Below are 25568 nucleotides of genomic sequence, written 5' to 3' on the forward strand. Positions count from 1 at the left end.
CACCGGTGCCCGATCTCCGGCGTCCGCTCCGCCGTCTCCTGAACCGCTCCGTCCACGCCGCGTGGCGGTGGGCCGAGCACGTCGGCGACGTGGCGCCGGGCACCGACCTGGGTGACCGGTTTGGCACGTTCGGGCCCGGCGCGTGCCTGGCGTTCCCGCTCTCGGACGTCGTCAACCCGGCCGCGATCCACATCGGGCGCGACACCCTGATCGGCAAGTACGCGACCCTCTCGGTCGGCTACGGGCCGACCCAGGCGGTGCTGCCCGAGCGCGGTCTCGTCATCGGCGAGCGCTGCGTGCTGGGCGCCCGGGTCTGCATCACCGCGCACGAGTCGATCGAGATCGGCGACGACGTGTGGTTCGGCCAGGACGTCTTCGTGTCGGACGCCAGCCACGGCTACACCGACCCGGACGTCCCCGTGGGCCGCCAGTTCGGCGCCCACCAGCCGGTCGCGGTCGGCGCCGGCTCGTGGATCGGGCACGGCGCGATGATCCTGCCCGGGACGACGATCGGGCGGAACGTCGTCGTCGCGGCGGGCTCCGTGGTCCGCGGCGACGTGCCCGACCACAGCGTCGTCGGCGGGGTGCCGGCCAAGCTGATCCGGCGGCTCGAGCCGGGCGCCGGGTGGGTGCGGGTCCGCGAGGAGGCCGCCCCTACCCTGACCGCATGAGGGAGCGGCCGAGCCGGATCGAGCAGTTCGCGGCCGCCGTCGGCGTCCCGGGGACGTACGACGACCTGTGGGCCTGGTCGGTCCGCGACCTCGACGCGTTCTGGGCCGCGGTGGCCACCCACCTCGGTCTCGACCTGCCGGGCCCGGTGCTCGCCGAGGAGCGGATGCCCGGCGCGGTGTGGTTCCCCGAGGCGCGCGTGAGCTATGCCGCCGCGGTGCTCGACGGCCGGCCCGACGACGAGGTCGCCGTGGTCGGCGCGAGCGAGGACCCCGACGACGTCCGCGAGCTCACCTGGGGCGAGCTGCGCCGGCAGACGGCGAGCCTCGCCGCGACCCTGCGCGGTCTGGGTGTGGGGGAGGGCGACCGCGTGGTCGGCTACCTGCCGCACACGCCGGACGCGATCGTCGCCTTCCTCGCCACGGCCAGCCTGGGCGCCGTCTGGTCGGTGTGCGGCATGGACTACGCGGCATCCGCGGCGCGTGCGCGCTTCGAGCAGCTCGACCCGGTGGTGCTGGTGCACGCGTCGTCGTACGTCCACGGGGGAGAGGCGCACGACCGCGGCGACGTCGTCGCCGAGCTCACCGGCGCGCTGCCCACCCTGCGCGCGACGCTCGACGTCGCCGGCCCGGCGTGGGCCGCGGCGCTCGCGGACGACGTCCCGCTCGCGCCCGTCGCGGTGGCCTTCGACCACCCCCTGTGGGTGCTGTTCTCGTCGGGCACGACCGGCCGACCCAAGGGGATCGTGCACGGGCACGGCGGCGCGCTGCTGGAGCAGGCCAAGGTCGCCGCGCTCCACTTCGACCTCGGCCCGGGCGAGCGGCTGCTCTGGCACACCACGCCGTCCTGGATGATGTGGAACTTCGTCGTGGGCGCCCTGCTCACCGGCGCCTCCGTCGTGACGTACGACGGCAGCCCGACCCACCCCGGCCTCGACGGGCTCTGGGCGCTCGCCGCGCGGCACCGGGTGAGCGTCGTCGGGATGAGCCCCGGCTACGTCGCGCTGGGCCAGAAGGCGCGACGCGGACCGGCCGGGCACGACCTGTCCCGGCTGCGCCGGGTGGGCATCTCCGGCTCGACGTTCCCGGCGAGCAGCCACGAGGCGCTCGCCGACGCCCTCGGCCCCGGCGTGCAGATCTGCTCGATCAGCGGCGGCACCGACGTGGTGAGCGCCTTCGTCGGGCCGGCGCCGACGCTGCCGGTCTGGCCGGGCGAGCTGTCCCGGCCCTGCCTCGGTGTGGCGCTCGAGGCCTTCGACTCCGGGGGACGGCCGGTCCGCGGCGAGGTCGGCGAGCTCGTGGTCACCCGGCCGATGCCGTCGATGCCCCTCCGCTTCTGGGGCGACGACGACGGCAGCCGCTACCGCGAGGCGTACTTCTCGACCTATCCGGGGGTGTGGCGCCACGGCGACTGGATCACCCTCACCGACCACGGCTCGGTGCTCATCCACGGCCGCTCCGACGCCACCCTCAACCGCAACGGCGTGCGGATGGGAAGCGCCGACATCTACGAGCCCGTCGAGGCGCTGCCCGAGGTCCGCGAGGCGCTGGTGATCGGCGTGGACGAGCCCGGCGGCGGCTACTGGATGCCGCTGTTCGTCGACCTCGCCGACGGGGTCGAGCTCGACGCGGAGCTCGACGCGCGCATCCGGGACGCCGTCCGCCGGCACGCGTCGCCGCGCCACGTCCCCGACGTGATCCTGCGGGCACCGGGGATCCCGCACACCCGCACCGGCAAGAAGCTCGAGGTCCCGGTCAAGAAGGTGCTCACCGGCCACGACCCGGCCGCGGCGCTCGACGCCGGCAGCGTGGACGACCCGGACCTGGTCGCCTGGTACGCCGAGGTGGGCCGGGCCCGCCGAGCGAAGCGGCGCTGATCGCGCCGCGTCGTCCCGTGGGGGCGACCGGTAGTGTGTGGTGCTCCTGCCCCACCCTGTTGAAGGACACCGATGACCGCCTGGCTGTTGCTGGGACTTGCCATCCTCCTCATCTTCGCCTGCGGCCTGTTCGTCGCTGCCGAGTTCGCCTTCGTCACCGTGGACCGGGGTCAGGTCGACCGCGCCGCCGCCGACGGCGACGCCTCCGCGGTCGGCCTCCAGAAGGCGCTGCGCACGCTCTCGACCCAGCTCTCCGGCGCCCAGGTCGGCATCACGATCACCAACCTGGCCATCGGGTTCCTGGCCGAACCGGCGATCGCCGAGCTGCTGCGCGGCCCGCTGGGTGACGCCGGCGTCGCCGAGAGCGCCGTGCGCCCGGTCGCCGTCGCGCTCGGCCTGACGCTGAGCACCCTGCTGACGATGCTCATCGGTGAGCTGGTGCCCAAGAACGTCGCGATCGCGCTGCCGCTGACGACGGCCCGGCTCACCCAGGGCCCGATGCGCGCCTTCACCGCGGTCTGCCGGGGGCCGATCAAGGTCCTCAACGGCAGCGCCAACGCGATCGTGCGCCGGCTCGGCGTCGAGCCGCAGGAGGAGCTGCGCTCCGCGCGCAGCTCGACCGAGCTCGCCTCGCTGATCCAGCACTCCGCCGACGAGGGCACCCTCGACGCCGACACCGCCGAGCTGATGGAGCGCTCGGTGGAGTTCGGCACCCGGACCGCCGGCGAGATCATGACGCCGCGGGTGCGCACCCGCAGCCTCGAGACCAACGACCGCGCCAGCGCCGTGATCGCGCTGGCCCGCGAGTCCGGCAACTCCCGGTTCCCGGTGCTCGACGAGTCGGACGCCGTGGTCGGCACCGTCCACGTCAAGAACGCCGTGGCGCTGCCGCTCCACGAGCGCGCGACCACGAAGGTCAAGCACCTGATGGCCAAGCCCATCGTCGTCCCGGACTCGCTCCGGCTCGACCCGCTGCTGGCGCTGCTGCGCGCCGAGAGCTTCCAGATGGCCGTCGTCCTCGACGAGTACGGCGACCACGCCGGCATCGTCACGCTCGAGGACGTGATCGAGGAGATCGTCGGCGACATCGCCGACGAGCACGACCGGCTCGGCAGCCGCGGCCGGCTGCGCCGCGACGGCACCTGGTCGCTGTCCGGCCTGCTCCGGCCCGACGAGGTCGAGGACCTCACCGGCGTCGAGCTGCCCGAGAACGAGGACTACGACACGGTCGCGGGCCTCGTCCTCAAGGTGCTCGGCCGGATCCCGCAGAACGGCGACACGGCCGTCGTGCCGCTGCCGCTCACGGGAGAGGACGACGACGAGCCCGAGCGCCGCGCGGTCCTGACCGTCGACCACATGGACGGGCTCCGCATCGACCGGCTGTCCCTGCGCGTGGAGGAGGTGAGCCCGACCGATGGGTGACCTCGCCGGCGTCCTGCTCGCCGTCTTCCTGCTCGCGGCCAACGCGTTCTTCGTGGGCGCCGAGTTCGCCCTGATCTCCGCGCGCCGCAGCCAGATCGAGCCCCAGGCCCAGGCCGGCTCGCGGATGGCCCGGATCACGCTGACCGCCATGGAGCGCGTCTCCGAGATGATGGCCGGCGCCCAGCTCGGCATCACCATCTGCTCGCTCGGCCTCGGTGCCGTCGGCGAGCCCGCGCTCGCCCACCTGATCGAGCCCGTCTTCCACGAGCTGCACGTGCCCGAGGCGTGGCTGCACCCGGTCGCCTTCGTGATCGCGATGACGATCGTGGTCTTCCTGCACGTCGTGCTCGGCGAGATGGTGCCCAAGAACATCGCCATCGCGGGCCCCGACCGCGCCGCGCTCATCCTCGGCCCGCCGATGCTCGGCATCGTCACGGTGCTGCGCCCGATCATCGTCACGATCAACGCGATCGCCAACGCGATCCTGCGCATGCTCCGGATCGAGCCCAAGGACGAGATCGGCAGCACCTTCACCCGCGAGGAGGTCGCCGCCCTGGTCGAGGAGTCCCACGGCGAGGGGCTGCTGGCCGAGGACGAGTACGACCGGCTCTCCGGCGCCCTCGGCTTCACCGAGAAGACCGTCGCCGAGGTGATGATGCGCCCCGAGAGCCTCGCCACCGTGGTCCGCGGCTCCACCGGCGCCGACGTCGAGGCGCTGTGCGCCTCCACCGGCTTCAGCCGGTTCCCGGTCGTGGGGGAGCAGGGCGACCTCGTCGGCTACCTCCACATCAAGGACGTCCTCGAGCCCGACGAGGAGCGCCGCGAGCGTCCGGTCGCCGACCGCTGGATCCGGCCCTTCGCCACCGTCACCCCCGACATGCTGCTCCACGACGCGCTCGAGGTGCTCCAGCGCCGCGGCTCGCACATGGCCCGCGTGGTCGACGTCAGCGGGACGACGCAGGGCGTGGCCGCGCTCGAGGACGTCATCGAGGAGCTGGTCGGGGAGATCCGCGACGCGGCGCACTCCGACGAGTCACCTGTCATCTAGGGTGTCGTCCGTGGCTGGATCGAGGACGAGCACCGACCGTCCCGACGGGACCGGCCGCGGTCGCGTGCTGACCGTGCCGAACCTGATCAGCCTGCTGCGGCTGCTCGGCGTCCCGCTGTTCCTCTACCTCGTGCTCGGCCCCGAGGCCGACGTCCTCGCGCTGGTCGTGCTGATGCTCTCGGGCGTCACCGACTTCCTCGACGGCTGGCTGGCGCGCAAGCTCGACCAGCAGTCCGAGATCGGTCAGCTGCTCGACCCGATCGCCGACCGTCTCTACATCCTGGCGGTCGTCGTCGGCCTGGCGATGCGCGACATCATCCCCTGGTGGGTCGCGCTGTCGCTGCCGCTGCGCGACCTCCTGCTGTGGGGGCTGGTGCCGCTGCTGCGCACCCGCGGCTACAGCGCGCTGCCCGTCCACTTCCTCGGCAAGGCCGCGACGTTCAACCTGCTCTACGCCTTCCCGCTGCTGCTCCTCGGCGACGCCGACGGCACGGTCGCCACGCTCGCCCAGGTGTTCGGCTGGGCCTTCGCGCTGTGGGGGATCGGCCTGTACTGGTGGGCCGGCGTCCTCTACGCCTGGCAGGTGCGCAAGCTGCTGGCCACCACCGAGCGGCTGCGCCATGACTGAGCCGTCGCTCGACCGCGCCCGGACGCCGCTGCTGACGCTGATCACGCAGGAGGCGCTCGACCGCGACTACCAGGTGGCCGCGTCGCGCCGCGGCGACGGCGAGCGGCCGGAGCGCCGGCGCAGCTACCGCGGCGGGGTGATCGTGGTGATCGGGGTCTTCGCGATGCTCGTCACCGTGGCCGCCGTCCAGACCTCGCAGAACGCCGACGTCGACGACGCCAGCCGGGCCAGCCTGATCGACCGGGTCGAGGCGCGCCAGGCGGTGCTGCGCGACAACCAGGACCGGATCGCCCAGCTGCGCGACGCCAACGCCCAGGGCCAGGAGCTGCTGAGCTCGCTCAACCGCCGCTACGCCGACGCCCGGGCCCGGGTCGCCGCGCTGGGCGCGCTGACCGGTTTCGCCCCCGTCACCGGCTCCGGCGTGCGCATCGTCGTCGACAACCCCGACTACGCCGGACCCAACGAGGTCGTGCGCGACTCCGACCTCGCGCTGCTCGTCAACGGTCTCTGGGAGGCCGGCGCCGAGGCGATCTCGATCAACGGCCAGCGCCTCTCGGGAGCCAGTGCGATCCGCAACTCGGGTGAGCCCATCGAGGTCAACAGCGTGGGCATCGCGCCCCCCTACACGGTGATCGCGATCGGCGACCGTCGTACGCTCGGCGCCGACTTCGTCGAGAGCCGCAGCGGGCTGCGGTTCCTCAACCTGGCCGACCAGTACGGCTTCACCCACGAGATCGACAATGTCGACGACGTGCGGCTCGGAGCCGCGCCCAGCGGCTTCCAGCGGCTACGGTCGGCGACATACCTGCAGCGGAACCCGAAGACCAAGGGAGGTGAGGCGCCGTGATCGCGGTGCTGGGTCTGGTCGTCGGCGTGGTCCTCGGGCTGGTGTTCCAGCCCGACGTCCCCGCAGGGCTCGAGCTCTACCTGCCGATCGCGGTCGTGGCCGCGCTCGACGCGGTGTTCGGAGCGTTGCGCGCCTACCTCGACGGCATCTTCGACGACAAGGTCTTCGTCGTCTCGTTCGTGAGCAACGTGATCATCGCGGCGGGCATCGTCTACCTGGGCGATCGCCTGGGCGTCGGCGGCCAGCTCTCGACGGGCGTCATCGTCGTCCTCGGGATCCGGATCTTCACCAACGTCGCCGCCATCCGGAGGCACCTCTTCCATGCCTGAGCAGGAGCCCGAGCCGACCACGGCCGCCGAGCGCCTGCGGCGGGCGCTCTTCCGCCCCTCGCGCAAGCAGGTCGTGGCCGGCGTGCTCCTGGCCGTGCTCGGGTTCGCTGCGGTCACCCAGGTCCGCCTCACCGGCACCGACGACACCTACTCGGGCCTGCGCGAGCAGGACCTCATCGACCTCCTCGACGGCCTGGCCGGCACCCGGCAGCGCACCGAGGGCGAGATCAGCCGGCTCGAGGACGTCGCGGCCGGCCTGCGCGACGACTCCACGAAGCGCCAGACCGCGCTCGACCAGGCCGACGCCGAGCTCGACCAGCTCAACATCCTGGCCGGGCTGGTCCCGGTCACCGGGCCCGGCATCCGGCTCACCATCACCGAGGGCGACGGCCGCGTCGAGCTCGCCTCGCTGCTCGACACCATCGAGGAGCTGCGCACCGTGCGCGCCGAGGCGATCGCTATCAACGGCAAGGTGCGGGTGGTCGCGCAGACCTCGTTCACCGAGACCGACGGCGGCTTCCTCGTCGACGGCGAGCGGATCGAGGCGCCGTACGTCATCGACGTGATCGGCGAGCCCGGCGTCCTCAGCGGTGCCATCGACTTCGCGCTGGGCCCCAAGAAGCAGCTCGAGGACGACGGCGCCCGGGTGCAGGTCCGCGAGCTGCGCACGGTCGACATCGAGGCCGTGGCGCGCCAGGACGAGCCGCGCTACGCAGTACCCGGCGAAGGGCAGTAGCCTTCCGGCCATGACGAACCCCGGGGACCTCAAGTACACCGCCGAGCACGAGTGGATCCGCCAGCCCGGCGAGGCCGCCGGCTCGGTACGGGTCGGCATCACCGACTTCGCCCAGGACGCGCTCGGCGACATCGTCTACGTCTCGCTGCCCGAGACCGGTGCCGCGGTCACCGCCGGCAGCGCGTGCGGCGAGCTCGAGTCGACCAAGTCGGTCAGCGACGTCTACGCGCCGGTCACCGGCGAGGTCGTCGCCGTCAACGAGGCGCTCGACGCCACGCCCGAGCTCGTCAACACCGACCCCTACGGCGCCGGCTGGCTGTTCGAGATCGTCCCGGCCGACGGCGCGGACCTCGACGGTCTGCTCGACGCGGCGGGATATGAAGCCCAGCTCGACACCTGATCCGGTAGGTTCGTGAGTGAGCCGGTGATCGCCCACGATCGCCGATTCGAACCGTCCAGACGAGGAGTCCACTGATGCCGTTCTGCACCGCCTGTGGTCGGCAGAACCCCGATGACGCGCGCTTCTGCTCCCAGTGCGGCACGCGCCTGGTCGCCCCCGAGCCGGCCCCGCCGATGACCGACGCGACCGCCACCATCCAGTTCGGTGGCGGCGACAAGGTCGAGACCTCCGACCGCGCGCTCAGCGCGGTCGACGCGGCCGCCGTCGACGCGCTGCCCACCGGGCACGCGCTGCTCGTCGTGCAGAAGGGCCCCGGTGCGGGCAGCCGCTTCCTGCTCGACGCCGACGAGGTCACCGCGGGCCGCCACCCCGAGAGCGGCATCTTCCTCGACGACGTCACCGTCTCGCGCCGCCACGCGGTCTTCCGCCGCGAGGGCGACGGCTTCACGGTCGAGGACGCCGGCAGCCTCAACGGCACCTACGTCAACCGCGACCGCATCGAGAAGACCGCGCTCAAGGACAGCGACGAGGTCCAGGTCGGCAAGTACCGCCTGGTCTTCTTCGCCGGGCACGAGAGCGTCTGAGCATGCCGGCTGCCGTCGCTCGGGGGGAGCGCGAGCCGCTGCTCAACATCGGGCAGGTCCTCGATCGGCTGCGCGCCGACTTCGAGGACATCAGCATCCCCAAGATCCGGTTCCTCGAGTCCGAGGGCCTGGTCAAGCCGGAGCGCACGCCCGCGGGCTACCGCAAGTTCTCCGAGGCCGACATCGCGCGGCTGCGCTACATCCTGCGGATGCAGCGCGACCACTACCTGCCGCTCAAGGTGATCGGTGAGCACCTCGACGCCATCGACCGGGGGCTCGAGCCGCCCGCGCCCGAGCCCGTCGTCCCCACCGTGCCCAAGGTCGCCCTCGGCTCCGACGGCCTGCCCGCCCCCGAGTCGTTCCGTCGTACCGACCGGTTGCGGCTCTCGCGCAAGGAGCTGATGAAGGTGGCCGACATCGACGAGGACCTCCTGGGCCAGCTCGAGGCCTACGCCCTCATCGCGCCCTCGCCCACCGGTCACTACGACTCCGACGCCCTCGTCATCGCCGAGACCGCCCGCGAGCTCGCCGACTTCGGCATCGAGCCGCGCCACCTGCGTGCCTTCCGCACCGCCGCCGACCGCGAGATCGGCCTGATCCAGCAGGTCGTCGCCCCGCGCCGCGGCCGCGACGCCGGGGCCGCCGCGCGCGCCGAGGAGGCGGTCAGCGAGATCGCCGCGCTGTCGGTGCGGCTGCACGCGACGCTGGTCAAGGCCGGACTGCGCCAGCTCTGAAGTTCGGGGCGAGCAGTAGGCTGGACGCATGCGTGAGGTCGACGTCATGGGCGTGCGGGTGGAGATGCCGTCCAACCAGCCGATCGTGCTGCTGCGCGAGGTGGCGGGCGACCGCTACCTGCCGATCTGGATCGGCGCGGTCGAGGCGACCGCCATCGCCTTCGCCCAGCAGGGCGTGACGCCGCCGCGGCCGCTGACCCACGACCTGATGAAGGACATCCTCGCGGCCACCGGCAACGAGCTGAGCGAGGTCCGGATCACCGACGTGCGCGACGGCGTCTTCTTCGCGACGCTGGTCTTCGCCTCGGGTGCCGAGGTGAGTGCGCGGCCCTCCGACTCGATCGCGCTCGCGCTGCGCACCGGCACCACCATCTACTGCGACGACGACGTCCTCGCCGAGGCGGGGCTCTCCGCGCCGGCCGAGGAGGAGGACGAGGTCGAGGCGTTCCGCGAGTTCCTCGACCACGTCTCGCCGGAGGACTTCGACGCCGAGCAGTGAGCTGTCCGGCCGGCGATCCAGAGGCTGAACCTCAACTAGAACCTGAGGGTTTTCGCGACACGCCCGTCGACGTCTTTGACCGGCCCGATGCCGCGGCCGTACCTTGAAGAGTCGAAACGACAGCAGTGCAACGCCGCGCCCAGTGGAGGACCCCGTGAACGAGCAGCAGCCCGAGAAGGTCGGTCAGGACACGGCTGCGGCGACCGCTGTCGCGGAGGAGCAGGGTCTGCTCTTCACCGATGACGTCTCTCCGCTTCCCAGTGACCAGGGCTACCGCGGTCCGACCGCGTGCAACGCCGCCGGGATCACCTACCGCCAGCTCGACTACTGGGCCCGCACCGGCCTGATCGAGCCGAGCGTGCGCGGCGCCAAGGGCTCCGGCTCGCAGCGTCTCTACAGCTTCCGCGACATCCTGATCCTCAAGATCATCAAGCGACTCCTCGACGCGGGCATCTCGCTCCAGCAGATCCGCACCGCCGTGGGCCACCTGCGCGAGCGCGGCACCGACGACCTGACCCAGGTCACCCTGATGAGCGACGGCGCCTCGGTCTACGAGTGCACCAGCAACGACGAGGTCATCGACCTGCTCCAGGGCGGGCAGGGTGTCTTCGGCATCGCCATCGGTGGCGTGTGGCGCGAGATCGAGGGCACGCTGGCCCAGCTGCCGAGCGAGTCCGCCGCCGAGGCCGGTACGCCGGACGAGGCCGGTCACGTCGCCGGCGACGAGCTCGCCGCGCGCCGCGCTGCCCGCAACGTGGGGTAGCCTGTACTCGCTGTTCGATGCTGCACGGGAGAGTCCAGTCTCCACCGTGAGGCTGGCGCCGAAGGGGCAATCCCTCCCCGGAACCTCTCAGGCGCCAGGACCGTGCAGAGCAGGCAACTCTGAAGGTGCACCGCTGCGCTGACAGAGGGGGAGGCTGTCCTGTTGTTCCACAAGGAAGCCACCCAGCCCATGAGCGCACCCTTCGTCCACCGTCACATCGGCCCCGACGACGCCCAGGTCGAGACGATGCTCGACCGTCTCGGCCATCCCTCCCTCGATGCGCTGATGGAGGCGGCGGTCCCGAAGTCGATCCGCGCCACCGAGGCGCTCGGGCTGCCCGACGGGGTCGACGAGGAGACGGCCGCTGCCGAGCTGCGCGCGCTGGCCGGCGCCAACGTGCCGGGCGAGGCGATGATCGGCCTCGGCTACCACGCCACGGTCACCCCGGCGGTCATCCGCCGCAACGTGCTCGAGGACCCGAGCTGGTACACCGCCTACACGCCGTACCAGCCGGAGATCTCGCAGGGCCGGCTCGAGGCCCTCATCAACTTCCAGACCATGGTCGCCGACCTGACCGGGTTGCACACCGCGGGCTCCTCCCTGCTCGACGAGGGGACGGCGGCCGCCGAGGCCGTCGCGCTGGCGTTCCGCGCCAACCGCAAGGCGAGCGGCCCGTTCGTCGTCGACGCCGACGCGCTGCCGCAGACCATCGACGTCGTCCGCACGCGCGCCGAGGGCATCGGCATCGAGGTGCTCGTCGCCGACCTGAGCGACGGCCTTCCCGAGGGCGACGTCTCCGGCGTGCTGGTCCAGTACCCGGGCGCCTCCGGCCGGGTCCCCGACATCAAGCCCGTCATCGACGCGGTCCACGAGCGCGGCGGCCTGGCCGTCGTCGCTGCCGACCTGCTCGCGCTCACCCTGCTCGAGGCGCCCGGCACGCTCGGTGCCGACGTCGTCGTCGGCTCGGCCCAGCGCTTCGGCGTCCCGCTCTTCTACGGCGGCCCGCACGCCGGCTTCATCAGCGTCCGCGAGGGCCTGGAGCGCCAGCTCCCCGGTCGTCTCGTCGGCGTCTCGGTCGACGCCGAGGGCCGCCCCGCCTACCGGCTCGCGCTGCAGACGCGGGAGCAGCACATCCGCCGCGACAAGGCGACGTCCAACATCTGCACCGCGCAGGTGCTGCTCGCCGTCACCGCCGGCATGTACGCCGTCTACCACGGCCCGCAGGGCCTCAAGGACATCGCCGGCGACATCCACACCCTCGCCGGCCGCGCTGCCGCGTCGCTGACGGGTGCGGGCCTCGAGCTCGTCAACGACAGCTTCTTCGACACCCTCCAGGTCCGGGTGCCCGGTCGCGCGGCCGACGTCGTCGCGGCCGCCCGCGCCGAGCAGCTGCACCTGCGCCTGGTCGACGCCGACACCGTCGGTATCGCGTTCGGCGAGACCGCCGGCGCCCCCACCCTGCGCGCGCTCCACACCGCCTTCGGCGTGACGCCCGCCGCGGCCGAGCCGCTCGCCGGGCTGCCCGAGGCGCAGCGGCGGACCACCGACTTCATGACCCACCCGGTCTTCAACACCCACCACAACGAGACGTCGATGCTGCGCTACGTCACGCGGCTCGCCCACCGCGACTACGCGCTCGACCGCGGCATGATCCCGCTCGGCTCGTGCACCATGAAGCTCAACGCGACCACCGAGATGGAGCCCATCTCGCTGGCCGGCTTCGCCAACCTGCACCCGTTCGTGCCGGCCGCCGACGCCGACGGCTACCGCCAGCTGATCGAGCAGCTCGAGGGCTGGCTCGCCGAGGTCACCGGCTACGACCGGGTCTCGGTGCAGCCCAACGCGGGTGCCCAGGGCGAGTTCGCGGGCATGCTCGCGATCCGCAACTACCACCGCGCCAACGGCCAGGACCAGCGCGACGTCTGCCTGATCCCGTCCTCGGCCCACGGCACCAACCCGGCCTCCGCCGTGATGGCGGGCATGCGCGTGGTCGTCGTCAAGGCCGAGGACGACGGCACCGTCGACCTCGCCGACCTGCGGGCCAAGTGCGAGCAGCACGCCGACACGCTGGCCGCGATCATGGTCACCTACCCGTCGACCCACGGCGTCTACGAGGAGACCATCACCGAGCTGTGCGACGTCGTCCACGAGCACGGCGGCCAGGTCTACATCGACGGCGCCAACTTCAACGCGCTGCTCGGCTACGCTGCGCCGGGCCGCTTCGGCGGCGACGTCTCGCACCTCAACCTGCACAAGACGTTCTGCATCCCGCACGGCGGCGGCGGCCCGGGCGTGGGTCCGGTCGCGGTCCGCGCCCACCTGGCGCCGTACCTGCCGACCCACCCGCTGCACCCCGACGCCGAGCGCCGCGACGGCACCGGCGCGATCAGCGCGGCGCCGTTCGGCTCGGCGGGCATCCTGCCGATCTCGTGGGCCTACATCCGGATGATGGGCGGCGCCGGCCTGACCCGGGCGACCGCGGTCGCCGTGCTGTCGGCCAACTACGTCGCCGCGCGGCTCGGTGAGCACTTCCCGGTGCTCTACCGCGGCGAGTCCGGGCTGGTCGCCCACGAGTGCATCCTCGACCTGCGCGAGATCACCAAGGAGACCGGCGTCTCGGTCGACGACGTCGCCAAGCGGCTCGTCGACTACGGCTTCCACGCGCCGACGATGTCGTTCCCGGTGGCGGGCACGCTCATGGTCGAGCCCACCGAGTCCGAGGACCTCGCCGAGCTCGACCGGTTCTGCGACGCGATGATCGCGATCAAGGGCGAGATCGACAAGGTCGGCGCAGGGGAGTGGGCGGTCGACGAGTCGCCGCTGCACCACGCCCCCCACACCACGCGTGCCCTGGTCGGCGAGTGGGACCGCGCCTACTCCCGCGAGGTCGCGGTCTTCCCGGCCGGGCACTCCGTCGACAAGTACTGGCCGCCGGTGGCCCGCATCGACCAGGCCTACGGCGACCGCAACCTGGTCTGCGCCTGCCCGCCGATCGACGCCTACTCCGAGTGAGCGCGTGACCCCCGACCCGATCCGGTACGACGAGCGGCTGGCCGCGCTCCAGGGCGCCGGCCGGCTGCCGTCGGTCTCCGCGGCGGTCGCCCGCGGCGGGGCACCGGCCTGGCAGGGCAGCCTCGTCGCCGACCCGGGCACGCCGGGGCTCGGTCCGGGCACCGCCTACCGGATCGGGTCGATCACCAAGACGCTGACTGCCGTCCTCGTCCTGCAGCTGCGCGACGAGGGCCGGCTCGACCTCGCCGACCCGGTGGGGCGGTTCGTCCCCGAGACCGGCTACCGCGAGGCCACCCTGCGCGACCTGCTCGCCCACACCGCGGGTCTGCAGAGCGAGCCGGCGGGACCGTGGTGGGAGCGCTCGCCCGGGGTCGGCACCGACGCCCTGCTCGCCGCCAACGACGGCTCCGGCCGGGTGGCCGGGGCGGGGGAGTACTTCCACTACTCCAACCTCGGCTACGCGCTGCTCGGCGAGGTCGTCGCGCGGCTGCGGGGTGTCTCGTGGTGGGACGTCGTGCGCGAGCGGCTGCTCGGGCCGCTCGCGATGGACGCGACGTCGTACCTGCCGCCGGCGGGGCACGCTCCGGGGCGCAGCGTCGACCACTTCGCCCACACGCTGAGCCCCGAGCCGCTCACCGACACCGGCGCGATGGCTCCCGCCGGGCAGCTGTGGAGCACCACCGCCGACCTGCTGCGCTGGGCCGACTTCCTGGCCACCGGGCACCCCGACGTGCTCGGTGCCGCGACCCTGGCGGAGATGGCGACGCCGACCGCTCAGGCCGCGGACTACGGCCTGGGGCTGCGGGTGCTCACCGCCGGCGACCGCACGCTGGCCGGCCACACCGGCTCGATGCCGGGCTTCCAGGCCGCCCTCTTCGTCGACCGGACGACGCGCGACGCGGTCGCCGTCCTGGCCAACGCCACGACCGGGCTCGACACCGATGCCGCCGCCGGCGTGCTGCTCGGGCTCACCCCGGCGCCGGCCGCGACCGTGCCGTGGCAGCCCTCGGAGGTCCCGGTGCCCGGGCCGGTCGTCGACGTGCTGGGCGTGTGGTTCTGGGGCAACACCGCCTTCGGCTTCGAGTGGACCGGCGGCGAGCTCGTCGTGCGCGACCTGCGCAGCGGAGAGGTCGAGGACCGGTTCCGCCCGCGGCCCGACGGTGCCGGCTTCACCGGGACCGACGGCTACCACCGCGGCGAGACGCTGCGCGCGGTGCGTCGTGCCGACGGCGGGGTGAGCCACCTGGAGTGCGCGACGTTCGTGTGGACCCGGACGCCGTACGACCCGCGAGCGCCGATCCCCGGCGGCCTGGCATGATGTCCGGGTGAACGAGAACACGTTCCAGTTTTCCTGGTTCCGTCAATCCGCCGCCGGCTTCGACCCGCTGCCGCTGGCACAGAGCCTGTGGCGCGCCGACCAGATGCACGGTGTCGCCGTGAGCGGCCTGCTCGCCCGGGCCCTGGAGCATGCCGTGCGCGACGCCGGCCGGACCGGCCTGGTGCCCGCGCGCTACCACGTCGACCTGTTCCGGCCCGCCCGGATGGACACCACCACCGCGACCGCCCGGATCGTGCGCGAGGGGCCCCGCCTGGTGCTCCTCGACGCGACCGTCGAGCAGGACGGCGAGGTCGTCGCCCGGGCAGGTGCCACCTTCCTGGCGCCCTCCGCCGCCGCCCCCGGCGAGGTCTGGGCGGCCCCCGGCGAGCGACCGACCCCGCCGCCCGCCGACCTGCTGCCGCCCGCCGGCGAGCACCACGTCCCGATGTTCGCGAGCGCCGCGCCGTGGTCGGACGACTTCGGCGACCACCAGAACGCCGGCCGCCACCAGACCTGGCAGACCGCCGTCACCATCGTCGAGGGCGAGGAGTGCACGCCCTTCCAGGCCGTCGCCTCGATCGCCGACGCGACGAGCATGGTCACCAACTGGGGCAGTGCCGGCGTCGAGCACATCAACACCGACATCGACCTCGCCCTGTGCCGGCTGCCCGACAGCACCCGGCTCGGCCTGCGCGCCCTCGACCACGTCGGCGCCGACGGCATCGTGGTCGGCACCGCGGAGGTCTTCGACAGCACCGGAGTCGTCGGCACCGCCACCGTCACGGCACTGGCCAACACCCGTCGTACGGTCGACCTCTCGGCCGGGGTGGAGCCGCGCGGCGCCGTGTGAGCCGCAGGCCTCAGGCCTCAGGTCTCAAGCGGGGACGTGCGCGACGGTCTCCTTGAGGAAGCCGCGGGCACCGAGGAACGTCTCGAGGGACGCGCGGTGCTCGTCGCACGCGAGCCAGGTCTTGCGCCGGTCGGGCGTGTGGATCTTGGGGTTGTTCCACAGCAGCTGCCACAGCGCCGGCTCCCGGCAGCCCTTGGCCGAGCAGAGGTCGGGCTCGCGCGCCTCGTCGGTGCCCTCAGCCACGCTCGCCGCCCGGTCCCTCGCCCAGCTGCCGCTGCGCGTCGCCGCCGCCGGTGAGCGGCAGCTCGGTCGAGCGGCTGTCCTCGGCATTGGCCGCGACCACCGCGACGTACGGCAGGATGATGGCGCCCGCGATGAGCAGCGGCCAGAGCCAGTGGATGCCCGCCGCACCGCTGATCGCGGCGCCGATGAAGCACAGCGTGCGGATCGACATCGCGATCACGTAGCGGCGCTGGCGGCGTGCGATGTCGGCCTGGGGGCTCGACCCCGCGGTCGTGATCCGGATCGCGTCGTCGCCGTGCCCCCGGGGGTGGAGCGGACGCGAGGAGGACATGTCCCCACCCTACGCCCGGCCTGAGTACGCTGCTCGCATGTCCAACCGCACCTACCGCGTCACCGAGATCGTCGGCACGTCCCCCGACGGCATCGACCAGGCGATCCGCAACGGCGTGATCCGCGCCGGCCAGACCCTGCGCCACCTCGACTGGTTCGAGGTCGAGGGGGTGCGCGGCCAGATCAAGGACGGCCAGGTCGAGCACTTCCAGGTCACCATGAAGGTCGGGTTCCGGCTCGAGGACGACGAGTAGCCACCTCTTTGTCGAGGTCCTACAACTGAACGAGGCGATCTTGGTGCCCGCCGCCCACGAGGCGGCGGGCCCCGCACCACTAGCGTCACAGAGCGTGAACTCTCCACGCTCTGTGCTCGTCACCGGCGGCAACCGCGGCATCGGCCGCGCGATCGCCGAGGCCTTCGTCGCTGCGGGCGACAAGGTCGCCGTCACCACCCGGAGCGGGGGCGCACCCGAGGGTGCCCTCGAGCTCGTGGCCGACATCACCGACCCGGCCGCGGTCGAGGCGGCGTTCGCCGCCGCCGAGGAGGCGCACGGGCCGGTCGAGGTGCTCGTCGCCAACGCGGGCATCACCAAGGACACCCTGCTCCTGCGGATGTCGCAGGACGACTGGGACTCGGTCATCGACACCAACCTGACCGGCTCCTTCCGCCTGGCCAAGCGCGCCGCCAAGGGCATGCTGCGCCAGAAGAAGGGCCGGATCATCTTCATCTCCAGCGTGGTCGGCCTGCTCGGTTCGCCGGGCCAGGTCAACTACGCCGCCTCCAAGGCGGGTCTGGTCGGGATGGCGCGCTCGCTGGCGCGCGAGCTCGGGCCGCGCTCGATCACGGCCAATGTCGTCGCCCCCGGGTACGTCGACACCGACATGACCGCCGTGCTCACCGACGAGCAGAAGGAGGCGATCCGCACCCAGGTCCCCCTGGGGCGGTATGCCGACCCGGCCGAGGTGGCCGGAGCGGTCCTGTGGCTCGCGAGCCCGCAGGCGGCGTACGTGACCGGCGCCGTGATCCCGGTCGACGGCGGACTCGGAATGGGGCACTGATCATGAGCGGAATCCTCGACGGCAAGAACATCCTGGTCGCGGGCGTCACGCTCGACACCTCCATCGGCTTCGCGGTCGCCAAGTTCGCCCAGGAGCAGGGCGCCACGGTGCTCGTCTCCAACTTCGGGCAGGCGCTGCGGATCACCCGGCGCATCGTCAAGCGGCTCCCCGAGATGCCCGAGGTCATCGAGCTCGACGTCACCGACGCCGAGCACCTGGCGGCGCTCCCGGACGCCGTCCGCGCGGCGCTCGGCGCCGACGCCACGCTCGACGGCGTCGTGCACTCGATCGCCTACGGCAACCCCGAGACGCTGCTCGGCGGCAAGTTCCTCGAGGGCCCGTGGGAGGACGTCGCCCAGGCCGTGCAGGTCTCGGCGTACTCGCTGAAGTCGCTCGCGGTCGCCTGCCGCCCGCTGATGGGCAACGGCGGCTCGGTCGTGGGCCTCACCTTCGACGCGAGCGTCGCCTGGCCGGTCTACGACTGGATGGGCGTCGCCAAGGCGGGCCTCGAGTCGTGCGCCCGCTACCTCGCGCGCGACCTCGGCGGCGACGGGATCCGGGTCAACCTGGTCTCGGCCGGTCCGCTGCGCACGCTCGCGGCCAAGGCCATCCCGGGCTTCGGCGACCTCGAGGCGATGTGGACCACGAAGGCCCCGCTGGGCTGGGACAACACCGACCAGGAGCCCACCGCCAAGGCGGTCTGCGCCCTGCTCTCGGACCTGTTCCCGGCGACGACGGGCGAGATCGTCCACGTCGACGGCGGCTTCCACGCGATGGGCGCCTAGGTCACCCGACGACGCGCGAGGCGCTGCGCACCCACGGTGAGCAGCGCCCACGCGACGACGACGATCGCGATCTCCTCGAGCACGTACCACGGCCACGGCCCGAGGAGGTCGAGGACCGACGTCCCCGGCTTGCGCACGAGGTGGCCGTAGTTGGTGTCGGCCACCACGTTGAAGGCGTACGTCGCCACCGCCCACCCGAGCGTGGTGGCGACGGCCGCCCGGTAGTCGCGCCAGCGCGGCGCCCGGCGCAGCCCGAGCACGAGGTAGACCGCCGCCCACACGATGAGCAGGTGCAGCGCCCAGAACGCGAAGTAGCGCGGGTGCGGCAGGTCCTCGTTGAGCGAGGGCGTCAGCACCCCCTGGACGGTCAGCGTCAGGCCCCAGAAGTAGGTGAGCGTCACCGGGAACGGGTGGTGCGTCCACAGCGCCCAGGTGGCCGCGATCCAGGCCAGGTCGCACAGGTGCAGCGGCAGCGTGACGTCGATGTCGAAGTTGGCGACCAGGTCGATCACCTGGAACGGCACGGTCACCGCGGGGATCAGCAGTGCGCAGGTGCGGCTGAACCGGCTGGGACCGGGTGTCCCCGAGGCGGCCTCGCGCCGGCCGAGCAGGAGCGCGCCGACGAGGCCGGCGGCGAAGATCGCCAGCGGCACCAGGTGGGTGGGCCCGTACTGCTCCACGGCACTACCATGCACGGGTGGAGAACCAACGGCTGCTGGTCGTCGTGCGACACGCCAAGGCCGAGCCGTTCGCCGCCTCCGACGTCGAGCGGGTGCTGACCGACCGGGGGCGCGCCGACGGCGCCGCGCTGGGCGCGTGGCTGGCCGGCCAGGGAGTGTCGCCCGGCGTCGCCTACGTGTCCTATGCCGCGCGCACCCGCGAGACCTGGCAGGTCGTCGCCGAGGCCGCCGGCTGGACGATCCAGCCGCAGATCGACGGCAACCTCTACGGCACCGACGAGGACGGCGTCCTCGAGCTCGTGCACACGACGCCCGACGACGTCGGCACGGTCGTCGTCATCGGCCACAACCCGACCGTGGGCACCCTGGCCCAGCTGCTCGACGACGGCGAGGGCCCGGCCACGGGCGCCGTCGCGACCGAGGGCTTCCCGACCGCGGCGGCCGCGGTGTTCGCCGTCCCGGGGGCGTGGACCGACGTCGAGCCGATGGCGGCCCGGCTGGCCGCGTTCCACGTCGGCCGCGGGGCCTAGCGGGGCCTAGCCCAGCGGCGGGGCGGGCGTCACGATGCCGGCCTCGGCGTCGGCCGCCTCGATCTCCTCGCGGGTGATCCCGAGCAGGTACATGATCGTGTCGAGGTACGGCACGGTGAGCGACGTGTCGGCGGCCTCGCGGACGACGGCCCGCGCGTTGTAGGCGATCCCCAGCCCGGCGGCGTCGAGCATGTCGAGGTCGTTCGCGCCGTCGCCGATAGCGATGGTGGCGGCCTCGGAGACGCCCAGGTCGGCGGCGAACTCGCGCAGCGCCCGGGCCTTGCCCGCGCGGTCGACGACCTCGCCGACGACCTCGCCGGTGAGCTTGCCGTCGACGATCTCGAGCGTGTTGGCGCGGGCACGGTGGATGCCGAGGTCGGCGGCGAGCCGGTCGGTGATCTGGCTGAAGCCGCCCGACACGATCGCGAACCGGTAGCCGAGGCGGCGCAGCGTCCGCACCATCGTGCGGGCGCCCGGGTTGACGACGATGGCGTCGTAGACCTCGTCGATGACGCTCTCGTCGAGCCCGGCGAGCAGCTTGACCCGGGCCCGCAGCGACTCCTCGAAGTCGATCTCGCCCCGCATCGCGCGCTCGGTGACGTCGGCGACCTCGGCGCCGAAGCCGGCGTGCTGGGCGAGCATCTCGATGACCTCGCCCTGGATCAGGGTGGAGTCGACGTCCATCACGATCAGCCGCATGCCGTGGCGCAGGAGGTTCGCCGGCTGCACCGCCACGTCGATGCCGAACGACGCCGCGTCGCCCGCGAGCAGGGTGCGGAGCCGGTCGGGGGCCGCGCCCGAGACGTCGAGCTCGATCGCCGTCACGGGATAGCGCGCCATCCGCTCCATGCGGTCGATGTTGCCGCCGCAGTCGGCGATCCGGCCGGCGATGGCGGCCATCGCGGAGGCCTTGAGTGGCGCGCCGATCACGGTGACGTGGGCGCGGTCGGCGGGGCGGGTCCGGTTGTCGCCGGAGCCGCGCTCGATCTCGACCGCCATGCCGAGCGCCTCGACGGTGGTGGTCACCGCGTGGCGCAGCTTCTTGCGGTCCCGCGGGGCGGTCACCAGGACGCCGAGCACGAGCCGGCCGCGCATCAGGATCTGCTCGATGTCGACGACCGCCACGCCGGAGCCGGCGAGGCTCTCGAGGACGGCCGAGGTGACGCCGGGCCGGTCGGCACCGGTGACGGTGATCAGGAGGGTGTCGTCCACGGCGGGATCGTGAGGGCTCATCGCGGGTGCAGGCTATCGCTGTCGGTGCTCGTCGTCGGCCGGTGGCCAGCCGTCGGGCGCGCACGCGGCGCTCAGCGCGTGCCGCGCGGCCCGCTCGAGCGGCTCGAGCGCGTCGCGGCGGGCGGCCGCCTCGCTCGCGCTCACCGCGCCGCCGTCGTCCTCGAGGGCGAGGGCGGCGACGTGCTCGAGGTGCAGCGCGCGGCCGGCCAGGTCGATGCAGCGCGCGGGCGTCCCCGGCGGCGCGGTGAGGGGGACGCCGGCGCGGAGGTCGTGCAGCTCGTCGGCCACCTCGGGGCGCCAGTGGGCGACCTCGAGCTCGGCGAGCCGGTTCGCCGCGGCCAGCAGCGCGGCGCGCAGGGCGCGGTCGGCCTCGCCCAGGTCGGGCGGCGGACGACGCTCGGCGGGCAGCAGCGTCCACTCGACGGCCCGGCCCACCTGGCGCGGCACCAGGCCGGTCCCGGCGCCGAGCAGCAGCGCGACCTCGCCCGCCTCGATCGCGGCGTGGTTGAGCTCGCGGGGGCCGCGCAGCCCGGCCGGGTCGCCGGGCGCCGGGAAGACGGCCGCGATCCCGGTGGCGCCGTCGTTGCGGGCGGCGGCGAGCTCGAGGAGCAGGGGAGCGGGCTCCGTCGTCCCGGTCACCACGTGGGCGACGTCGTCGCCGAGCAGCGCGTCGAGGAGGTCGTCGGGACCGACCCGCCCGCGCAGCCACGCCGTACCCCACCAGGACAGGCGGGCCGATGCGGGGAGTGCGCTCACGGCCCGGAGAGTACTCGTTAAGGTGGCTCGCATGTCCGCCGTGCTCGAGCTCGCCGAGGTCACCGTGCGTCGTGGGGAGGCGACCCTGCTCGACCGGGTCAGCTGGGTGGTGCGCGAGGGCGAACGCTGGATCCTGCTGGGCGCCAACGGTGCCGGCAAGACCACCCTGCTCCAGATCGCCGCAGCCCAGCTGCACCCCACGTCGGGCGCGGTCGGGCTGCTGGGCGAGCTGCTCGGCACCGTCGACGTCTTCGAGCTGCGGCCCCGGATCGGGGTCTCCAGCGCCGCCGTCGCCGAGCGCATACCGCGCAACGAGACGGTCCGCGACCTCGTGCTGTCCGCGTCGTACGCCGTGCTGGGGCGCTGGCGCGAGGAGTACGACGACGTCGACCACGCCCGCGCCGACGCGCTGCTGCGCGAGGTCGGCGTGATGAAGCTGGCCGACCGCACGTTCGGCACCCTCAGCGAGGGTGAGCGCAAGCGCGTCCAGATCGCCCGGGCACTGATGACCGACCCCGAGCTGCTGCTCCTCGACGAGCCCGCCGCCGGCCTCGACCTCGGCGGTCGCGAGGACCTCGTCTCCACGCTCTCGGTGCTCGCCTACGACCCGTCGTCCCCGGCGACCGTGCTCGTGTCGCACCACGTCGAGGAGATCCCGCCGGGCTTCACCCACGTGATCATGCTCCGCGACGGCCGGGTCGTGGCCGAGGGGCCGATCGACGACACGCTCAGCGCCGAGACGCTCTCGGCCACCTTCGGCATGCCCCTGACGCTCGACCACCACGACGACGGCCGGTACGCCGCGCGGCGCAAGCTGCGCCGCGGCTGACGGCCCGGCGCCCTTCCGTCGGGCCCACCGCCTAGGCTCTGTTCATGGACTGGTTGCGCGACCACCTCTGGGAGACCTGGCTCGGTGCTGCCATCCTGCTCGCGCTCGCCGAGCTGATCAGCCTCGACCTCTTCCTGCTCATGCTCGCCGGCGGCGCGCTCGCCGGTGTCGCGACGGCGCTGGTCACCGACAGCGCCGTCATCCAGGTGCTCGTCGCCTCGGCCACGGCCGTGCTGCTGCTCGGCCTGGTCCGGCCCACGCTCGTGCGCCGGCTGCACGGCGGGCCCGACCTGGTGCTCGGTCCGGCCAGCCTCGTCGGCAGCCGCGGCATCGTCACCGAGGCCGTCTCCGAGCACCGCCCCGGCCGGGTCAAGATCGGCGGCGAGTCCTGGCTCGCGGTCGGCGCGGCACCCGTGTCCTCCCTCCCGGTCGGCACCAGCGTCGAGGTCGTCTCGATCGCCGGTGCCACCGCCCACGTCCGTCCTGTGACCGCACCCGAGCTCGAGGAGCCCCGATGATCGTCCTGGTCCTGCTGATCCTGCTGATGCTGCTGGCGATCACGGTGGTGGCGAAGTCCATCCGGGTCGTCCCGCAGGCCTACACCGGCATCGTCGAGCGCTTCGGCAAGTACAAGGAGACGCTGCCCGCCGGCCTCAACTTCGTCGTGCCCTTCGTCGACAAGGTGCGCTACATGATCGACCTGCGCGAGCAGGTCGTGAGCTTCCCGCCGCAGGCGGCGATCACCGAGGACAACCTCACCGTCGACGTCGACACCGTCATCTACTTCCAGGTGACCGACCCGATCGCGGCGACCTACGAGATCTCCAACTACATCCAGGCCATCGAGCAGCTGACGATGACCACGCTGCGCAACGTGGTCGGCGGCATGGACCTCGAGCAGACGCTGACCAGCCGCGAGTCCATCAACAGCGGCCTGTCCGCCGTCCTCGACGAGACCACCGGGCGCTGGGGCATCAAGGTCAAGCGGGTCGAGATCAAGGGCATCGACCCGCCGCCGTCCATCAAGGACGCGATGGAGAAGCAGATGCGTGCCGAGCGTGACAAGCGCGCGCTGGTGCTCACCGCCGAGGGCCAGCGGCAGTCCGCGATCCTGACGGCCGAGGGCAACAAGCAGTCCGCCATCCTCAACGCCGAGGGCCAGCGCGAGGCCCAGATCCTCAACGCCCAGGCCGAGCGCGAGGCGCAGATCCTGCGCGCCCAGGGTGAGGGACAGGCCATCCAGACGGTCTTCCAGGCGATCCACGACGGGCGCCCCGACCAGTCGCTGCTGGCCTACCAGTACCTCCAGATGATGCCCAAGATCGCCGAGGGCGACGCCAACAAGGTGTGGGTCATCCCCTCCGAGATCACCAAGGCGCTCGAGGGCCTCGGCTCCTCGATCCACGAGATCGCGGGCATCCCCAAGCAGACGTCGGGGCCGGTCACCCGGGTCGACATGGGTCCGAGCGAGCCGTCGCTGGCCACCGACACCGGCCTCAGCGAGGCCGCGGCCGCCGTCCAGGAGGCCATCGCCGAGGCCGAGAGCGCCGCCCGCCCGGGCAAGTCGCTGACCAACGGCGACGACAACGACGACGCCGCCGCGCCCACGGACGCGGTGCCGCCCCCGCCGCCGGCACCCCCGGCGCCTCCGGCGGAGTGAGTCCGCTCGAAGCAGCCGCGATCCTGCTCGCCGGCGTCGGCGCCGGCACCATCAACACCGTCGTCGGGTCGGGGACGCTCATCACGTTCCCGACCCTGCTCGCCCTCGGCGTGCCGCCGGTGACGGCCAACATGTCCAACAGCCTGGGCCTGGTCCCCGGTGGTGTCGCCGGTGCGATCGGCTACCGGCGCGAGCTCACCGGCCAGCGCGGGCGGGTGCTGCGGCTGCTGGTGTTCTCGACGGCCGGCGGGGCGCTCGGCGCGGTCCTGCTGCTGGTGCTGCCGCCGGGGGCCTTCGAGACGATCGTCCCGGTCCTCATCCTGCTCGGCATCGTGCTCGTGATCGTCCAGCCGCGGCTGTCCCGGATGGTGGCCGAGCGCGCCGAGCGCCGCGCCGCCGCGGGCGTCGTCCCGGTCGAGCGGGCGTGGTGGGTGCCGCCGGCCGTCTTCGCGACCGGCCTGTACGGCGGCTACTTCGGCGCCGCCCAGGGCGTGCTCCTCATGGGCGTGCTCGGGATCGGCGTCGCCGAGTCGCTCCAGCGGCTCAACGGCGTCAAGAACGTCCTCGTCGCTGTCGTCAACGGCGTCGCCGGCCTGATCTTCGTGGTCGTCGCCGAGCTCGGCCTCCTCGGCACCGACGCCGAGGTCGACTGGCTCCTCGTGCTGCTGATCGGCACCGGCGCCATCGCGGGCGGCTTCCTCGGCGCCGCCGTCGGCCGCCGGCTGCCGCCCCTCGTGCTGCGTGGGGTGATCGTGGTCGTCGGCCTCGTCGCCGTGGCCGTACTGTTCGTGACCTGATTCTCCGGAAGGGAACCGATGTCGACACCGACCCCGCCGTGGGGTGGCGAGCAGCCCGACGGCCAGCGACCCGACGGGACGGGCCAGCCGCCCGGCACCGAGCCGACCCAGCCGTACCCGGGCTACCCGGGCTACCCGGGCCACGGTCAGCCGGGCCCCGAGCAGCCCTACGGCCAGCCCGGCTACCCGCCCCCGCCGCAGCAGCCCGTGCAGCCGGTCTACGACCCCTACGGCCAGGCGCCGGCGCAGCAGCCGTACGGCTACTACGCCTACGGCTACGGCGCTCCGGCGCCGACCAGCGGCCTGGCGATCGCCTCGCTCGTGGTCAGCATCCTGTCCGCCGTGGGCATCTGCCTGTGCTTCTTCCCGGGCCTGCTCGGCGCGGTCGGCGCGATCCTCGGCCACGTGGCGCGGCGCCAGATCCGCGCCCGCGGCGAGCAGGGCGCCGGGCTGGCGCTGTCCGGCATCATCGTCGGCTGGATCGCGTTCGGGATCGCGGTGGCGTTCTCGATCTTCTACGTCGTGGTGATCGTCGCGTCCGGCGACAGCTGGGACTACTCCACCTACTGAGCCGCGCTGCCGCCGCGGTTGAGCACGAGGGCGACGAGCCCGGAGCCGACGGCGCCGAGCGCGACGCCCGCGAGCATCCCGGCCGACGGCTTCGGCACGGCGTTGCCCTTGAGCTCGAGGACGCCGGTGGCGGCGTCGGCCCCGTCGACGGCGATCCCGACCAGCGTGAGGTTGCGGCGCAGCCGCCCCTTCGAGGCCAGGGTGACCGCACCGAGCGCGATCTCGCGGGCACCGAACATCCGGCCGAAGAACGGCAGCTGCGGGTTGCTCGCCGGGTCGAGCCCGAAGGCCTTGGCGGCCGTCGTGGGTGCGGCGAGCGCGCCGACGCCGAGGGCGATGCGGCCGAGGGAGAGTCCAGTCACGGGATCCATGGCCAGACCC

General features: G+C 73.1%; 31 protein-coding genes and 1 riboswitch. Of the genes, 25 read left to right on the plus strand and 6 right to left on the minus strand.

Translation table 11 applies throughout. The annotated features are described in order from the left end of the window. Positions 1-5 precede the first annotated feature (5 nt). The 16 genes from BM223_RS12785 to BM223_RS12860 all read left to right on the plus strand — a co-directional run bounded on the left by BM223_RS12785 (position 6) and on the right by BM223_RS12860 (position 15715). Positions 6-671: an acyltransferase gene (locus BM223_RS12785; protein ID WP_038678764.1), complete on the plus strand. Its 666-nt coding sequence runs from the start codon at positions 6-8 to the stop codon at positions 669-671. Continuing rightward, on the plus strand, positions 668-2545 hold the full coding sequence (locus BM223_RS12790) for an acetoacetate--CoA ligase (protein ID WP_052138575.1): 1878 nt from the start codon (positions 668-670) through the stop codon (positions 2543-2545). The genes BM223_RS12785 and BM223_RS12790 overlap by 4 nt, the downstream gene beginning before the upstream one ends. 72 nt (positions 2546-2617) lie before the next feature. Next, positions 2618-3967, plus strand: coding sequence for a hemolysin family protein (locus BM223_RS12795; protein ID WP_038678766.1), 1350 nt, complete (start codon positions 2618-2620; stop codon positions 3965-3967). Continuing rightward, on the plus strand, positions 3960-5015 hold the full coding sequence (locus BM223_RS12800; RefSeq protein WP_038678768.1) for a hemolysin family protein: 1056 nt from the start codon (positions 3960-3962) through the stop codon (positions 5013-5015). The genes BM223_RS12795 and BM223_RS12800 overlap by 8 nt, the downstream gene beginning before the upstream one ends. Before the next feature lie 10 nt (positions 5016-5025). Further along, a complete protein-coding gene (gene clsA, locus BM223_RS12805; RefSeq protein ID WP_052139288.1) occupies positions 5026-5643 on the plus strand; it encodes a cardiolipin synthase ClsA in 618 nt (205 codons plus the stop codon). Continuing rightward, positions 5636-6490 (plus strand): DUF881 domain-containing protein, encoded by an 855-nt coding sequence (locus tag BM223_RS12810; protein ID WP_038678771.1) that lies wholly within the window; start codon positions 5636-5638, stop codon positions 6488-6490. The genes clsA and BM223_RS12810 overlap by 8 nt, the downstream gene beginning before the upstream one ends. Next, positions 6487-6819, plus strand: a complete 333-nt coding sequence (locus BM223_RS12815; RefSeq protein ID WP_038678772.1) for a small basic family protein — start codon at positions 6487-6489, stop codon at positions 6817-6819. Before BM223_RS12810 ends, BM223_RS12815 begins: the two co-directional genes overlap by 4 nt. After that, positions 6812-7555: a DUF881 domain-containing protein gene (locus BM223_RS12820; protein ID WP_038678773.1), complete on the plus strand. Its 744-nt coding sequence runs from the start codon at positions 6812-6814 to the stop codon at positions 7553-7555. Before BM223_RS12815 ends, BM223_RS12820 begins: the two co-directional genes overlap by 8 nt. 10 nt (positions 7556-7565) lie before the next feature. Beyond that, positions 7566-7955, plus strand: coding sequence for a glycine cleavage system protein GcvH (gcvH, locus tag BM223_RS12825; RefSeq protein ID WP_038678776.1), 390 nt, complete (start codon positions 7566-7568; stop codon positions 7953-7955). A 74-nt stretch (positions 7956-8029) separates the two neighbouring features. Next, a complete protein-coding gene (locus tag BM223_RS12830) occupies positions 8030-8539 on the plus strand; it encodes a zinc-ribbon and FHA domain-containing protein (RefSeq protein ID WP_038678777.1) in 510 nt (169 codons plus the stop codon). 2 nt (positions 8540-8541) lie between these two features. Beyond that, on the plus strand, positions 8542-9273 hold the full coding sequence (gene ftsR / locus BM223_RS12835; protein WP_052138577.1) for a transcriptional regulator FtsR: 732 nt from the start codon (positions 8542-8544) through the stop codon (positions 9271-9273). Positions 9274-9301: 28 nt separating this feature from the next. After that, positions 9302-9772 (plus strand): bifunctional nuclease family protein, encoded by a 471-nt coding sequence (locus tag BM223_RS12840; protein WP_038678779.1) that lies wholly within the window; start codon positions 9302-9304, stop codon positions 9770-9772. Between the two features lie 154 nt (positions 9773-9926). After that, entirely contained in the window at positions 9927-10535 is a 609-nt protein-coding gene (locus BM223_RS12845) for a MerR family transcriptional regulator (RefSeq protein ID WP_038684312.1), read from the plus strand. A gap of 15 nt (positions 10536-10550) precedes the next feature. Beyond that, positions 10551-10648, plus strand: a riboswitch (glycine riboswitch). Positions 10649-10724: 76 nt separating this feature from the next. After that, positions 10725-13547: an aminomethyl-transferring glycine dehydrogenase gene (gcvP, locus tag BM223_RS12850; RefSeq protein WP_038678781.1), complete on the plus strand. Its 2823-nt coding sequence runs from the start codon at positions 10725-10727 to the stop codon at positions 13545-13547. 4 nt (positions 13548-13551) lie between these two features. After that, positions 13552-14865, plus strand: coding sequence for a serine hydrolase domain-containing protein (locus BM223_RS12855; RefSeq protein WP_038678783.1), 1314 nt, complete (start codon positions 13552-13554; stop codon positions 14863-14865). Positions 14866-14872: 7 nt separating this feature from the next. Continuing rightward, complete coding sequence (locus BM223_RS12860) at positions 14873-15715, plus strand: acyl-CoA thioesterase domain-containing protein (protein WP_038678785.1); 843 nt, start codon at positions 14873-14875, stop codon at positions 15713-15715. Positions 15716-15739: 24 nt separating this feature from the next. Here BM223_RS12860 and BM223_RS12865 read toward each other — a convergent pair whose 3' ends face one another. Both BM223_RS12865 and BM223_RS12870 read right to left on the minus strand, forming a co-directional pair. After that, positions 15740-15958: a hypothetical protein gene (locus tag BM223_RS12865; RefSeq protein ID WP_038678787.1), complete on the minus strand. Its 219-nt coding sequence runs from the start codon at positions 15956-15958 to the stop codon at positions 15740-15742. Continuing rightward, a complete protein-coding gene (locus BM223_RS12870; protein ID WP_038678788.1) occupies positions 15951-16289 on the minus strand; it encodes a DUF3099 domain-containing protein in 339 nt (112 codons plus the stop codon). Before BM223_RS12870 ends, BM223_RS12865 begins: the two co-directional genes overlap by 8 nt. Before the next feature lie 37 nt (positions 16290-16326). Between BM223_RS12870 and BM223_RS12875 the strand changes: the two genes are divergently transcribed. The 3 genes from BM223_RS12875 to fabI all read left to right on the plus strand — a co-directional run bounded on the left by BM223_RS12875 (position 16327) and on the right by fabI (position 18132). Next, positions 16327-16542 carry a dodecin gene (locus BM223_RS12875; protein WP_038678790.1) on the plus strand — a complete coding sequence of 72 codons (216 nt, stop codon included), beginning with the start codon at positions 16327-16329 and terminating at the stop codon, positions 16540-16542. 94 nt (positions 16543-16636) lie between these two features. After that, entirely contained in the window at positions 16637-17347 is a 711-nt protein-coding gene (locus BM223_RS12880; protein ID WP_174823540.1) for a beta-ketoacyl-ACP reductase, read from the plus strand. Positions 17348-17349: 2 nt separating this feature from the next. Next, entirely contained in the window at positions 17350-18132 is a 783-nt protein-coding gene (fabI, locus tag BM223_RS12885) for an enoyl-ACP reductase FabI (RefSeq protein WP_038678793.1), read from the plus strand. Here fabI and BM223_RS12890 read toward each other — a convergent pair. Next, the gene (locus BM223_RS12890) at positions 18129-18812 is read right to left on the minus strand and encodes a YwaF family protein (protein ID WP_052138579.1); all 684 of its coding nucleotides are present in this window, start codon (positions 18810-18812) and stop codon (positions 18129-18131) included. The two genes, fabI and BM223_RS12890, sit on opposite strands and share 4 nt — an antisense overlap. Positions 18813-18829: 17 nt before the next feature. Between BM223_RS12890 and BM223_RS12895 the strand changes: the two genes are divergently transcribed. Continuing rightward, positions 18830-19342, plus strand: coding sequence for a SixA phosphatase family protein (locus tag BM223_RS12895; protein ID WP_038678796.1), 513 nt, complete (start codon positions 18830-18832; stop codon positions 19340-19342). A gap of 6 nt (positions 19343-19348) precedes the next feature. Here BM223_RS12895 and serB read toward each other — a convergent pair whose 3' ends face one another. Next, positions 19349-20575 (minus strand): phosphoserine phosphatase SerB, encoded by a 1227-nt coding sequence (serB, locus tag BM223_RS12900; protein ID WP_038678798.1) that lies wholly within the window; start codon positions 20573-20575, stop codon positions 19349-19351. Positions 20576-20587: 12 nt separating this feature from the next. After that, positions 20588-21331 carry a hypothetical protein gene (locus BM223_RS12905; RefSeq protein ID WP_038678800.1) on the minus strand — a complete coding sequence of 248 codons (744 nt, stop codon included), beginning with the start codon at positions 21329-21331 and terminating at the stop codon, positions 20588-20590. A 31-nt stretch (positions 21332-21362) separates the two neighbouring features. Between BM223_RS12905 and BM223_RS12910 the strand changes: the two genes are divergently transcribed. From BM223_RS12910 to BM223_RS12930, 5 genes are read left to right on the plus strand one after another with little or no spacing between them, the layout of a single operon-like run. Then, positions 21363-22160: an ABC transporter ATP-binding protein gene (locus BM223_RS12910; RefSeq protein WP_038678802.1), complete on the plus strand. Its 798-nt coding sequence runs from the start codon at positions 21363-21365 to the stop codon at positions 22158-22160. A 44-nt stretch (positions 22161-22204) separates the two neighbouring features. Then, a complete protein-coding gene (locus BM223_RS12915) occupies positions 22205-22678 on the plus strand; it encodes an NfeD family protein (protein ID WP_038678803.1) in 474 nt (157 codons plus the stop codon). Next, a complete protein-coding gene (locus tag BM223_RS12920) occupies positions 22675-23820 on the plus strand; it encodes an SPFH domain-containing protein (RefSeq protein ID WP_075018610.1) in 1146 nt (381 codons plus the stop codon). Before BM223_RS12915 ends, BM223_RS12920 begins: the two co-directional genes overlap by 4 nt. Further along, on the plus strand, positions 23817-24617 hold the full coding sequence (locus tag BM223_RS12925; protein ID WP_038678805.1) for a sulfite exporter TauE/SafE family protein: 801 nt from the start codon (positions 23817-23819) through the stop codon (positions 24615-24617). Before BM223_RS12920 ends, BM223_RS12925 begins: the two co-directional genes overlap by 4 nt. Positions 24618-24635: 18 nt before the next feature. Further along, positions 24636-25187, plus strand: a complete 552-nt coding sequence (locus BM223_RS12930) for a DUF4190 domain-containing protein (protein WP_038678807.1) — start codon at positions 24636-24638, stop codon at positions 25185-25187. Here BM223_RS12930 and BM223_RS12935 read toward each other — a convergent pair. Then, on the minus strand, positions 25181-25558 hold the full coding sequence (locus BM223_RS12935) for a DUF4267 domain-containing protein (protein WP_038678809.1): 378 nt from the start codon (positions 25556-25558) through the stop codon (positions 25181-25183). The genes BM223_RS12930 and BM223_RS12935 overlap by 7 nt on opposite strands. Positions 25559-25568 lie beyond the last annotated feature (10 nt).

It is taken from the genome of Pimelobacter simplex (assembly GCF_900114845.1).
Taxonomy (GTDB): domain Bacteria; phylum Actinomycetota; class Actinomycetes; order Propionibacteriales; family Nocardioidaceae; genus Nocardioides; species Nocardioides simplex.